7 protein-coding genes are annotated in these 12,508 nt (G+C 71.9%); 5 read left to right on the plus strand and 2 right to left on the minus strand.

Translation table 11 applies throughout. The annotated features are described in order from the left end of the window. The first annotated feature begins 32 nt into the window (after nucleotides 1–32). Nucleotides 33–1,400 carry a carbohydrate porin gene (locus IEY36_RS13040; protein ID WP_188967513.1) on the plus strand — a complete coding sequence of 456 codons (1,368 nt, stop codon included), beginning with the start codon at nucleotides 33–35 and terminating at the stop codon, nucleotides 1,398–1,400. A 194-nt stretch (nucleotides 1,401–1,594) separates the two neighbouring features. Here IEY36_RS13040 and IEY36_RS13045 read toward each other — a convergent pair whose 3' ends face one another. Continuing rightward, nucleotides 1,595–6,280 (minus strand): NAD-glutamate dehydrogenase, encoded by a 4,686-nt coding sequence (locus IEY36_RS13045; protein ID WP_188967514.1) that lies wholly within the window; start codon nucleotides 6,278–6,280, stop codon nucleotides 1,595–1,597. 110 nt (nucleotides 6,281–6,390) lie between these two features. On the opposite strand from IEY36_RS13045, the gene IEY36_RS13050 reads away from it, so the two are divergent. The 4 genes from IEY36_RS13050 to IEY36_RS13065 all read left to right on the plus strand — a co-directional run bounded on the left by IEY36_RS13050 (nucleotide 6,391) and on the right by IEY36_RS13065 (nucleotide 10,679). Continuing rightward, the gene (locus IEY36_RS13050; RefSeq protein WP_188967515.1) at nucleotides 6,391–7,611 is read left to right on the plus strand and encodes a cupin domain-containing protein; all 1,221 of its coding nucleotides are present in this window, start codon (nucleotides 6,391–6,393) and stop codon (nucleotides 7,609–7,611) included. Beyond that, nucleotides 7,608–8,156 (plus strand): OmpA family protein, encoded by a 549-nt coding sequence (locus tag IEY36_RS13055; protein ID WP_188967516.1) that lies wholly within the window; start codon nucleotides 7,608–7,610, stop codon nucleotides 8,154–8,156. Before IEY36_RS13050 ends, IEY36_RS13055 begins: the two co-directional genes overlap by 4 nt. Before the next feature lie 220 nt (nucleotides 8,157–8,376). Further along, on the plus strand, nucleotides 8,377–9,831 hold the full coding sequence (locus tag IEY36_RS13060) for a hypothetical protein (protein ID WP_188967517.1): 1,455 nt from the start codon (nucleotides 8,377–8,379) through the stop codon (nucleotides 9,829–9,831). Next, on the plus strand, nucleotides 9,828–10,679 hold the full coding sequence (locus IEY36_RS13065; protein ID WP_188967518.1) for a hypothetical protein: 852 nt from the start codon (nucleotides 9,828–9,830) through the stop codon (nucleotides 10,677–10,679). The genes IEY36_RS13060 and IEY36_RS13065 overlap by 4 nt, the downstream gene beginning before the upstream one ends. A gap of 632 nt (nucleotides 10,680–11,311) precedes the next feature. Here the strand turns inward: IEY36_RS13065 and IEY36_RS13070 are convergent. Further along, nucleotides 11,312–12,469 (minus strand): alpha/beta hydrolase, encoded by a 1,158-nt coding sequence (locus IEY36_RS13070; protein ID WP_229681295.1) that lies wholly within the window; start codon nucleotides 12,467–12,469, stop codon nucleotides 11,312–11,314. Nucleotides 12,470–12,508 lie beyond the last annotated feature (39 nt).

Below are 12,508 nucleotides of genomic sequence, written 5' to 3' on the forward strand. Positions count from 1 at the left end.
AGGGCGGCCTCGTCGCCGCTGGGAGATTGTTGATGATGCTGCTCCTTCCCCCCCAGATCCGTGGCTTGGCCACGCGCGCCGCCCTGCTTGCGGGGCTGGCGGCGGTCACCCCGGCCGCCGGCCTGCGCGCCGAGGAGACCGAACCGGCAGCGGCCTGCGAGGAGGGCACCGAGGCGGCCAATGGCCTGTGCCTTTCGGCCGGCTTGATCGTCGACACCATCGGCAACACCACCGGCGGCGTGCGTTCGGGCGTGGCCGCGATCGCGCAGCTGCGCCTCGCCGCGCATCTGGACCTCGAGAAGATGCTCGGCCTCGAAGGGTGGTCGGCCCAGGCTTCGGCCTTCGGCATCTATGGCCGACAGCCGACGCCGACGCTGGTCGGCAGCCTCGCCCCGGTCAGCAGCATCGAGGCGCTGTCGACCGTCCGGCTGTTCGAATTGTGGATGGAACGCAGCTTCGGCGAATACGGTTCGATCCGCTTCGGCCAGCTTGCCGCGGACAGCGAATTCGCCACCGCCGAGTTCGCCGGCAACCTGGTCAGCGGCACCTGGGGCTGGCCGGTCGCGCTGGCCAATACCCTGCCGGCCGGCGGGCCGGCCTATCCGCTCGCCGCGCCGGGCGTGCGCGTGAACATCGGCGATCCCGATGCCGGCACCGGCCTGCGCGCGGCGATGTTCTCCGGCAATCCCGGCGGCAAATACGGCGTCGATACCAACCCGCAGGCGCATAACCGCTACGGCATCAATTTCAGCCTGGCCGGCGGCATTTTCTACATGGCGGAATTCGTCACCGGCGGAACCGCGCCGGAAGGCAGCGACGACGCGCCGCGGCCATGGACCCTCAAGCTCGGCGGCTGGTACCACAATGGCGGCTTCGATTCCGTGAACACCGCCGATGACGGCCTGTCCCTGGCCAACCCGGCCAGCTCCGGCGTGCCCAAGCGCTTCAACAACAACTACGGCTACTACGCGATCGGCGAGGCGGTGCTGTGGCGGGGCGAGAGCGGCCTGGTCGGCGTCTTCGGTCGCGCCTTCACCCAGCCGGACGACCGCAACGCCGTCTCCGTGCAGCTCGATGGGGGCGTCGCCTGGCGCGGACCGTTCGAGCGCGAGCACGACGCCATCTCGCTCGGCGTCTCCTGGGCGCGCATCGGCAATGATTCGCGCAACTACGACCAGGAACTGATCGCCTTCGGCGCCGACCGGCCGGTGCGCGACTACGAGACGATCGTCGAGCTGAACTACAATTATTCGATCATCGCGGACCGGCTGGCGGTGCGGCCGCTGGTGCAGGCGCTGTTCCACCCGGCGGCGCGCGAACCGGATGAACGCCGCAGCGCGACCTCCGCCCTGCCCAACGCCTTGGTGGTGGGGCTGCGGCTGACGGCGACGCTGTACTGACGCGGCTGCTGATTGGAGAGTGGCGCCGCCCCATAGGCGCGAACCGACCGACGCTGGCGGCCTTGAAGAGGGGCTCTGCCCCTGTCCACACCTCACCCCGTGGTTGGGGGTGGTCCGGAGCGGGCAAGGCCCTCTCCGGCTCCCACCGTCGCACCGCGAAATCTCCGCGCGTATGGGGCGCCGTTCCCCCAGTCTTACGCCGCGAGCGACGCCACCCCTCGCACCGCCACCGTCACCGCCGCGAGGTCCCGCGCCGCTGCCGCTTCCTGCACCAGCGCGGCGACCGAGGCCGCGCGCGCTCCATCCGGCGCCCCACCGGCCAGTCGTTGCGCCGCGAGCCGCATCTGGCTCGCGGCCACTTCCTCGACCAGCGCGGCCTTGGCACGCGGCCCGAAGGCGCCCGGCGCCGGTGCCGCGCCGATCCCCGCCCGCAGCGCATCGAGCGCATAGGCTTCCTCCACCGCCGCCCAGGCCGTCGCCGCCGTGGCCGCATCGACCCGGGCACGCGCCGCGAGCCGCACCACGGCCGGCGCGGCCGCCAGGCGCGGCGCGGCGGCGGCAAGCGCGCCAGCCTCCGCCGGCAGCCCTTCCGCGAGCGTTGGCGCATGCGCTGCGGCGGCACTGGCCAGCGCGGCGATGCCCGGCCGCAAGGTCGCGAGCGCCTGTTCCAGCGGCTGCGCCGGCGCGCCGAGCAGGTCTTGCGCCGCCGCTTCCTGAAGCCGCCGCAGCGCCAGCAGCGCATCGAGCCGCGCCTCGGCCGAGGCCGGTGAGGCATCGATCGCGTCGCACGCGGCTTCGAGCCCGAAGGCCTCGGCGGCGAGCAGCGCAGCGCGGCAGGCGGCGACCGGCTCGGCCGCCATGGTCAGCCGCGCCAGCGCCGCGCAGCCCAGCCGGTTGGCGACCGCATTGGCGACGATGGTGGCGATCAGGTCCCGCCGCAGCCGATGCCGCTCGATGAAGCGCGCATAAGTCGCCTGCAACGGTTGCGGGAAATAGGCGACCAGCGCCGGCAGCAGCGCCGGCTCATCCGGCAGCGAGGACTCCACCACCGCATCGGTCAGCCACAGCTTGGCGAAGGGCAGCAGCGCGGCGATCTCGGGCCGCGTCAAGGCATCGCCAGTGCCCATCCGCCGGCCCATCGCCGCCGCATCCGGCAGCCCGGCCACGGCGCGGTCGAGCAGCCCGGCATGCTCCAGCGTCTCCATCAGCGCCGCCTGGGCGGACAGATCCTCCGCCCCACCCATCTGTTCGAGCGTGACGGCCAGCGATTGCTGGTGGTTGTCGCGCAGTACCAGGCCGGCGACTTCATCCGTCATCTCGCGCAGTAGCTCGTCGCGATTGCGCCGCGTCAGCACGCCTTCGCCCTCGGCATCGGCAAGCAGGATCTTGATGTTCACCTCATGGTCGGAGGTGGAGACACCGGCGGAATTGTCGAGCGCATCGGTATTGATGCGAATGCCCTGCCGCGCCGTCTCGATGCGCCCGGCCTGCGTCACGCCGAGATTGGCGCCCTCGCCGACGACGCGCGCGCGCACCTCGTTGCCATCGATGCGGATCGCGTCATTGGCGCGGTCGCCCGCATCGGCCTGTGATTCCGTCGAGGCTTTCACATAGGTGCCGATGCCGCCGAAATAGAGCAGCTCCACCTCCATGCGCAGGATCGCCTGCATGATGGCGGTGGGCTCGGCGCGGTCGCTGGCAATGCCGAGCATCGCCTGCGCCTGCGGGCTCAGCGCAATGGTCTTGGCGTTGCGCGCGTGGACGCCGCCGCCCGTGCTGATCAGCGACGCCGTGTAGTCCGCCCAGGACGACCGCGGCAGCGCGAAGATCCGCTCGCGCTCGGCATAGGACGCCTCAGGGTCCGGATCGGGGTCGAGGAAGATGTGCCGATGGTCGAACGCCGCCCGCAGCCGCGTCTTTCGGGAGACGAGCAACCCATTGCCGAACACGTCCCCCGACATGTCGCCGACGCCGACCATGTCGAAGGGCGCATCCTGCACGGAACGGCCCAGCGTCTCCTGGAAATGCCGGTCGATCATCACCCAGGCACCGCGCGCGGTGATGCCCATGCCCTTGTGGTCGTAGCCCGCGCTGCCGCCCGAGGCGAAGGCATCGCCTAGCCAGAAGCCGTACTCGGCGGACAACCCATTGGCGATGTCGGAGAAGGTCGCCGTCCCCTTGTCGGCCGCGGCGACGATGTAGGGATCATCCCCATCCCGCCGCACGATCCCCGGCGGCGTGACGACAACGGTACCCTGGTAGTTGTCGGCGAGATCGAGCATCCCGCGCACCAGCATCTTGTAGCAGGCGATGCCCTCGGCCTGGAACGCCTCGCGGTCGCTCATCGGCGGCGGATGCTTCAGCACGAAGCCGCCCTTCGCCCCGGTCGGCACGATGATGACGTTCTTCAGCCGCTGCGCCTTCATCAGCCCGAGGATCTCGGTGCGGAAATCCTCCCGCCGATCGGACCAGCGGATGCCGCCGCGCGCCACCGGCCCGGCGCGCAGATGGCAACCTTCCATCCGCACGCCATGCACGAATATCTCGCGCCACGGCCGCGGCAGCGGCATCTCGCCGGCCTTCGCGCTGTCCAGTTTGAAGGCGATGGTGTCCTTGCCCTGGTAGAAATTGGTCCGAAGCATCGCATCGAGCAGCACGCGCAGCCGCGTCAGGATGCGGTCCTCATCGGGGTTCTCGATGCCGTCGAGCAGCATCGTCCAGGCGGCCTCGGCCTCGGATGTGTCGCGGTCGGTCGCCGCCGGGTCGAAGCGACGGCGGAAGATCTCGACAAGCAACCGCGCCGCTTCCGGCTGCACAGCCAACGCCGCCTCGACGCTCGCCTGCGCGAACGGAAACCCGACCTGCTTGGCCCAGCGGAACATCGCCCGCAGCAGCCAGCATTCGCGCCAGTCGAGCCCCGCCCGCAATACGAGCCGGTTGAAGCCATCCGCCTCCGCCGCGCCATCGAGCAGCGCCGAGAGCGCACCGAGGATCTCGTCGAACCGATCCTCCGGGCAATCCGCCCCGGCTTGCAGCCGATAGACATGCAGCACCACCGGCGGCCCCCCAGCCGGCGCCATGTGATAGGGCTGTTCCTCCACCGCCCGCAGGTCGAGGCTCTCGAACAGTGGCAGCGCATCGGCCAGCGGCAGCGGCCCGCCGGCATTGACCAGCCGCAGCGTCAGCTCGCGCGGCCCGGCCCCGGGCGCGCGGCGCAGATCGGCCCGCGGCCGCCCCGCCGCGATGGCGCGCTCGGCGAGCAGTATGTCAGCCACGCCCTGCGCCGCGCCGACGGTCTCGCGATAGGTCGCGGGAAAGCCCTCCCGCCACCGCGCCAGCCGCCCGGCCGCCTCCGCCTCGCCCTGGGTGGCGGCGAGCGCCTCGGCCAGCCTTTCGCCGAAGCCACGCGCGACCTGCGCGATCGCCGCCTCCAGCGCCACAGTATCCACCGCCGGCACCTCGCCGGGCCTGGTCGCGATGATGTAGTGCACCCGCGCCAGCGGCGCGTCGCCCAGCGCGATGTAGAAGGCCGACAGACGACCGCCGAAGGCGCGCGCCAGCATCTGCCCCACGCGTTCGCGCAGCCGGGTGTCGAAGGTGTCGCGCGGCAGCCAGGCGATCGCCGAGACGAAGCGCTCGAACGGATCGGGCCGCACCGCCAGCGCGGCGCGCGGGCGGATCGTCAGGTCGAGCGCACGGCGCGCCCCTTCCAACACCACCTCGGCCGGCGCCTGGAACAATTCGTCGCGCGGCCAGGTGTCGAGGATGTTGCGCAGCGCCCGCCCGTCATGGCTGTCCGCCTCGACGCCGGCGATCTCCAGGATATGGTCCACCTTGCGCCGCAGCAGCGGGATCGAGCGCGGGTTGCGGTTATAGGCCGCCGCCGCGAACAGCCCGAGGAACAGCCGCCCGCCCGCCACCTTGCCGGCAGCGTCGAAGATGCGCGTCGCCACCACATCGGCATGCTGCGGCCGATGCACCGTGGAACGCATATTCGCCTTGGCGACGGCCACCGGCGTAGGCAGCGACAGCGTCGCATGCACCGCCGGCGGGATCGCCGAGAGGTCGCGCAGCGCATCGAAGACCGGCAGCGAAGGATCGCGCAGCAGGCCGAGATTTTCCTCCGGCACGACGGCGATCACGCCATCCGCGCGCAGGGTGAAGCGCCGATGGCCGAGCAGGACGAAATTATCCTCCGCCAACCAGCGCAGGAACGCGACGGCCTCCTCGGCATCCGGCCCGCCCGGGGCGGCGACCTCGGCCTCCGCGCCGCGCAGCAGGCCGAGCATGGTCGGGAAGGCGGAGGTCGCCGCGCGCACATCCGACAGCGCGCCAGCCAACGCCGCTTCCAGCGCGTCCAGCGCCTCCGCCGGACGCGCCGCCGGGCCCGACAGCACCGGCCCGGCGGCACCGAGGGTGACGCGCATCATGCTCTCGCGCCCGCCGCCCGCGGGGTCGAGGGCCAGCAGATGCCCCGCCGCGTCGCGGCTGACGCGCAGCACCGGATGCAGCAGCGAGGTCACCGCCCGGCCATGCAGCGCCAGGGCGGCGAGCACCGTATCGACCAGGAAGGGCATGTCGTCGGTGACGATCTCGGCGACCGGGCGGGGGCCGATGTCCGGCCCGGCCGGTAGCAGCCGGACCTTGGCGGTCCCCGGCGCGCGATCCGCCGCGAAGCCGTACAGGCTGGCGGCCGCGGCGGCGAGTGTCTCGGGCGGCGTGGCGGCGAGTTCGCCGGTCGGCACCGCGGCATGCAGCACCCGCAGCAGCGTGGCGGCCCCGTGCGGCAGGCCGGGCGCCTGGGCGGCCAGCACATCGGCGGCGGCGCGCAGAACTTCCTCCCGCGTGGTGTCGGGAAGGGCGCGAATATCGTCCGCCATGGCGGTTCCTCCAGCTGTTTATTGGCCCCCGTGGAACCCTGCGCCAGGGCTCGCCCCGGCGTCCAGCCCGACGCTGACGCGCTCACGACTTCCAGGCTAGAGTTCACGCCATGACGATGACGTTGCAAGACCTGCTCGCCCCGATCACCCCCGAGCGCTTCTTCGCCGAGTTCCACGACCGGCAGCCGCTGCATGTCCAGGGCCACCCGGCGCGCTTCGCCGAGGTGCTGGACTGGGCCGCCATCAACCGCCTGCTCGACATGACGCATATCTGGTCCGAGACCAGCTTCAGGCTGGTGCTCGACAGCGTCGCGGTGCCGCCCCCCCAATACAGCGCCAAGGCCACCTCGCGCGACGGCGCGCCGGTACTCCAGCCGGTCGCCGCCAAGGTGCAGGACTGGGTGCGCCGCGGCGCCTCGGTGGTGATGAACGACGTGGACAGCCTGACGCCGGGCCTCGCCGCCGTCTCCGCCGCGCTCGAAGATGCCGGGCTGGGGAAGGCGCAGGCCAATGTCTACATCTCCTTCCAATCGCACAAGGCGTTCCATTCGCACTACGACACCCACGACGTCTGGGCGTTGCAGGTGGAAGGCGAGAAGACCTGGAACATCTGGGAAGGCCGTGCCGACTACCCAATCCCGCACCCCATCTTCCGCGGCCAGAAGCAGGACCATCACGACCGTGCCCGCGGCGCACTGCGCGAGCAGGTGGTGCTGAAGAAGGGCGACATCCTCTACCTGCCGCGCGGCTGGTATCACGACGCGCTGGCCGAGGCGCCGAACTCCGTCCACATTGCCTATGGCGTCCACGCGCCGCTCGGGATGGACGTGCTGAACATCCTGTCCGAACGCGCACTGTATGACGCGGCATTCCGCAAACCCCTGCCACGGCAGGACGGCACGGCGGCGGCGCGATATGCGCTGTCGCAACAATTCGCGAGCCTCGGCGCGCGGCTGACCGAACTGGCGAAGGACCCCAAGGTGATCGAGGTGCTGGAAAGCTTCATCCGCGACTACCGCTTCCATCGCGGCGGCTTCGACCTGCTCGCCGCGCGCGACGGCGCGGCTCCCGCGGCGCCCGCCGAGCGCGCCGCCGGCCCCCGCCTGCGCGTCGCCGAGCCCGGCGCCAAGACCGTGCGGCGCGGCAACGAATTCGGCCTCAAGACCGCCGGCGGTGTGATCCCCATGCCCTTTGGCGAGGTCGAGGCCACCGCCTGGGTGCTCGCCCGGCCGACGGTAACGGAGGCAGACCTCGCCACCGCCTGGCCGGCGGTTGATGCGCCGGGGCTGATCGCGCGGCTGCGCCAGGCCGGGGTGCTGGTCGGGTCATGAAGCGCCTCGCCCTTTTCCTCGCCCTGCTGACGACACCGGCCATGGCCGAGGTCGCCGCCATCAACTGCGTCGGCGCGCTGCAACTGGAAGACGACGTCTATTCCATTCCCTTCGCGCGCGGTTCGGCGCGCATCGGCGACGCCGCCCGCTCGCCCCTCGCGGCGGTGGTCGAAGCGCTCGCCGCCGACCGCTCGCGTGTCGCCTGCGTGCTCGGCCATGCCGGGCAGGAAGGCGGCGCGACCACCTCCATCCGCCTTGCCGCCGAGCGCGCCCGGGCGGTGGCCACGGCGCTGGCCGGCCTCGGCGTATCGCGCGACCGGTTGCGGACGGAGGCGCGCAGCGCGCAGTTCAGCCCCCGCGTGCGGGCGGAGACGCCGCCATCGCGCACGGTGACGGTGGTGGTGCTGCCGGCAGCCGGGCCTGAGCCCGCGCCAGCACCAACGCCGGCACCGGCACCCGCGCCGGCAGCAACCCCAGCGCCATCGCTCGCGCCCGAACCCGCGCCAGCGCCCGACGCCGCCCCGCCACCCGCCCGCGCGCCCTGACGCGGGCGCCATCCGCGCCGCCTGGGCCACGCCTGTCCAAGGCCCGGTCGGGGCGGCCGGCGACGACCCGCCGCAGCCAACGTGGCCCGCCGGCACCACGCCGCACAAACACCCGCCACGCATGCGTTTTTCCCCCGCACCGTGTCCTGTCAGCGCTTGCGGAGCGTCCGGCGCAACCGTCATCCTGCCCGACGCAAAACTCCCCCCCGAAAGGCCCTTCATGCGCCTGCCTTCCCTGGCGATGGCCGTCTGCATCGCCCTGGCCCCGCTATCAGCCCTGGCCCAGCCCACGCCGCGCGCCACGACCCCCCAGCCCGCGCCGCGCGAGCGTGAAGCCACCATCACCAACCAATCCGGCCAGACCTTGCGGGAGCTTTACGCGGCCCCCCCCGGCGCCGCCGATTTCGGGCCCGACCTGCTCGGCTCCGACACCGTGCCCGACCGCGGCACCTTCCGCGCGCGCCTCCCGGGGGCGACCTGCGACCTCGAATTCCGCGCCGTGTACCAGGACGGCACCGAGGATCGTCGCCGGCAGAACATCTGCCAGAACCGTCGCGTGCAGTTCGGCGACACCGCCATTCCCCTGCGCGAGGTGACGGTGCGCAACGAGACCGACGCCATCCTGCTGCAGATATTCGCCGCCCTGCCCAACGCGCCGGGCCGAGGCCCGGACCGGCTCGGCGAGAATGTCATCCCCGCCGGCCGCGAGTGGCGCGTCCGCCTCGGCCGCACGCGCGACTGCGTCTTCGACGTGACCGCCGTCTTCGAAGATGGCGAGGAGGAAACGCGCCCGGCCCTGAACATCTGCCGCACGCCGCGCGTCACCTTCGGGGACCCCAACGCGCCGCAGCGCGAGGCCCGCATCGCCAACACCGGCGATCGGGCGATCCGCGAATTCTTCGCCTCCACCCGCGCGCCGCTGGCCTGGGGACCGGACCGGCTGGGCACCGACCTGCTGCCCGCCGGCACCGACTTCACCCTGCGCGTCCGCGGCACCGCCTGCCTGTGGGACCTGCGTGCCGTCTATGAGGATGACGCGGAGGAAGTGAAACAGGGCGTCAACCTCTGCACGACGCGGGAAGTCGCCTTCGACGGTTCGGGTGCCCCGCGCGCCCCGGAACGCCGGGTGACGCTGGTCAACCGCCACGGCGCCGCGGTGCAGGAGGTCTATCTGTCCGGCAGCGCCGAGGATGATTGGGGCCCCGACCGACTGGGCGAGGAGCCCCTCCCGCGCGGCCAGCGCCGCGAGGTCGCCGCCCGGCTGCGCGACTGCGAGGCCGACCTGCGCATTGTCTTCGAGGAACGCCGCGCCGCCGAGGAACGCGCTTCCATCAATCTGTGCGAGAACCCGGTCATCGTGCTGCGGCCCGGCTGGACCCTGGTGGAGACGCTCGACCAGGATGAGCAGCAGGATCGTGGCCCGCGCCCCGGCAGCGTGCGGCTGCGCAACCGGGCCGAGGTTCCGGTCGCCGAGCTCTACGCGTATCCGCCCGGTGGCGAACGTGGGCCGGACCGGCTGGGCCGCACGGTTCTCGGCGTCGGCGAGGCGCTCGACTTCGCGCCCCCCGAGGGCACCGGCTGCCTCGCGGAGCTGATGGTGGTGTTCCGCGACGGGCGGGAGGTCGTCCTGACCGGTCTCGACCTCTGCGCCGGCGAGGAGCTGGTGCTGCAATGAAGCGCCTGGCCCTGGCGCTGCTGATGGTCGTGGCGGCGCCGGCGCTGCCGCTGTTCGCCGCCCGGCCGGCGGCTGCGCAGGGCGTGCCCGAGGCGTTGCGCGGCACCTGGGCCCGCGGGTCCTGCGCGGCACCCGAGGCGCTGTTGCACGTCACCGCGCGCGGCGTGGTGCGGCTGCCGGCGGAAGGGCCGGCGCGGCTGGTGCGCTTCCGGACGGTGCGCGACCAGGCGGGCTGGACCTTGGGCGTCGGCGCCGGGGCGGAGGCGCCGCGCGTCATGTTGCGCCCGGCCGAGGATGCGATCGACCTCGCCGAACCGGATGCCAAGCTGCGCGACGACCGGCTGCCCGGCGAGACGCGGGTGACGCGCTGGTTGCGCTGCCAGGCGCCGGGGGTGGGCAACGCGCTGCTGCATGGCGAAGGGCTCGCCTTCCTCAGCACGCTCGAGCGGCTGGAGGCGGCCTGCCAGGCCGGACCGCCGGCCTCCTGTCTGGCTGTGCTGGTCCGCGAAGCCGATGTCTCCGGTGACCACAAGCTGAGCATCGCCGAGGTGGCGCGACTGTTGCGCGGCGCCGCCTGGGCGCTGGCGCTGCAACAGGGCAGCGAGCCGGAGGTGATCGCCGTCACGACGGGGCTGGGCAGCATGGCGGCGCTGGCGGCGGCGCGGCTGGTGGTCGCCAGCCTGGATTACGACAATGACGGACAGCTCACGACGGCGGAATTGGCGCAGGACCGCATGGCGTTCCCCCCGGGCGCGGGCAGCCCGGATGGCCAGCCCGGTACGATCGAAGGGTTGGCCGAAGGCGCGGGGCTGTTGCGCAACCTGATCGAGCGGCTGGCGGTGGAATGAGCGGAGGGCGCCCCCGGAAAGGTGCGCTGCCCCCGTGCGGACTTGGCGCCGTTACCGCCAAGCCCGCCAGATCACCGCGTCATCTCGAAGACGGGCCGCACCGCCTTGCCGCGCGACCTGCGCTGAGGCGGGTCTCGGCACCGTGACATGATGGCGGCAGTGGATTTCCGCCGATGTTCCTGATATGTTCCAATCATCAAGCGGCGTATTGCGCCTGCGACGGGTGGATGGCCGGGCCGCTTAAAATCCTAAAACGCTAAAATCCTAAAGTGTGCAAAAACAATAGTTTGAGCAGTTTAATGCCAATATCCTGCCGGCGACGTTCGCTGCATTTCCAGCGAATGGGCCGACATGCAGGCCAGTGAAACCAAGGGCTGGTGGCCTGGGAACGACGCCCGCAGGATTTCGGAATCAGGACGTCGAAGCGGATTGCGTTCACGCCGACGACCACCTCCGCTCCGGGCCATTGTTTCTGCAGGCATCTGCACCTGATCAGCACGCTCGGAGGCCGATCCCCTGGATGGGCCGTCCAGCCTGGCCCGGTGCCGCCAGATTGACCCACGGTTTCCAAAGGCCCCGGGCCTTTGGTGGGGTGGCTTGGAGGGGCAAGGCCCCTCCAGTCTCGGCGCGCCCTACGCCAACCCCCAATGCGCCCGCAGCGCGGCGGCGGCCTGGCGCAGGGTGATGTCCGAGGTCGGCACCAGCCGTCCCATCGTCAGATAGGCGTGCATCTGGGTGGCCACATGCAGGTGGGTGACCGGCACGCCCTCGGCATCAAGTCGCTCGGCATAGGCGATGCCTTCGTCGCGCAGCGGGTCGTAGCCGCAGGTCATTACGAAGGCCGGGGCCGTGCCGGCGAGCGACGCCGCGCGCAGCGGGGAGGCGCGCCAGTCGATGCGCGCGGCGGCGTCGGGGATGTAGTGGTCGATGAACCAGCACATCGTCGCCGTGGTCAGCGGATAGCCCTCGATGCAGCGTTCATGGGAGGGCCGCTGCGCGGCGCCGAGGTCGGTCGCCGGATACAGCAGCAATTGGAAGCCCGGCGCCGGCACGGTGCCGTCGCGGCCCATCAGCGCCATCACCGCAGAGAGGTTGCCGCCGGCGCTGTCCCCGCCGACGGCGATGCGGGTCGCGTCGATGCGGAGCGCGGCGGCCTCGGCGTTGATGAAGCGCAGCGCGGCGGCGCAGTCATCGACCGCGGCGGGAAAGCGGTTTTCCGGCGCCAGGCGGTAATCCACCGAAATGATGCAGGCGCCGAGATGGTTCGCCAGGCTGCGGCAGAGCTGATCATAGGTGTACAGGCTGCCGATCACCCAGCCGCCGCCATGGATGAAGACCAGGCAAGGAAGTGCCACCCCGGCATCGGTGCCGAGGCCGCGATACCGGCGCAGCCCGATCGGCCCGGCCGGGCCGGGGCAGGTGAGATCCTCGACCTCGGCCACAACGGGCGGGTCGGGTTGCAGCACGGGGGCGGCGGCGGTGGAGACCTCGCGCGCCTCCTCCGGCGTCAGGGTCTGCAGGGCCGGGCGGCCGCTGTCACGGATCAGGTCGAGGACGCTTTGCGCGCCGGGATCGAGGGGCATGGTCACTCCGTCATTGCACTGCCACGGCGTCCGCTGCGGCGGCCAGGCGATGCCGGCATGCCCGCGCACGGTGACGCCGTCGCCGATCCGGCGATGGAACACGAGTTTGCCGGCACAGGCCATGACGCCCTGCGGCACGCCGGGAATGGCCGGGCCCGCAGCAGCGTCGCGCCCATGCGGGGCGCGGCGACGGCATGCGCGGCTCATGGCGGCGCGGTACGATGACGATGAAGCGCGCCGTGGTGC

This window comes from Neoroseomonas lacus, assembly GCF_014644535.1.
GTDB classification, from domain to species: domain Bacteria; phylum Pseudomonadota; class Alphaproteobacteria; order Acetobacterales; family Acetobacteraceae; genus Neoroseomonas; species Neoroseomonas lacus.

Coding starts and splice junctions, on each gene's coding strand:
- IEY36_RS13055 (WP_188967516.1), top strand. CDS start 7,608: ATGAAGCGCCTCGCCCTTTTCCTCGCCCTGCTGACGACACCGGCCATG.
- IEY36_RS13070 (WP_229681295.1), bottom strand. CDS start 12,469: ATGAGCCGCGCATGCCGTCGCCGCGCCCCGCATGGGCGCGACGCTGCT.
- IEY36_RS13050 (WP_188967515.1), top strand. CDS start 6,391: ATGACGATGACGTTGCAAGACCTGCTCGCCCCGATCACCCCCGAGCGC.
- IEY36_RS13045 (WP_188967514.1), bottom strand. CDS start 6,280: ATGGCGGACGATATTCGCGCCCTTCCCGACACCACGCGGGAGGAAGTT.
- IEY36_RS13065 (WP_188967518.1), top strand. CDS start 9,828: ATGAAGCGCCTGGCCCTGGCGCTGCTGATGGTCGTGGCGGCGCCGGCG.
- IEY36_RS13060 (WP_188967517.1), top strand. CDS start 8,377: ATGCGCCTGCCTTCCCTGGCGATGGCCGTCTGCATCGCCCTGGCCCCG.
- IEY36_RS13040 (WP_188967513.1), top strand. CDS start 33: ATGATGCTGCTCCTTCCCCCCCAGATCCGTGGCTTGGCCACGCGCGCC.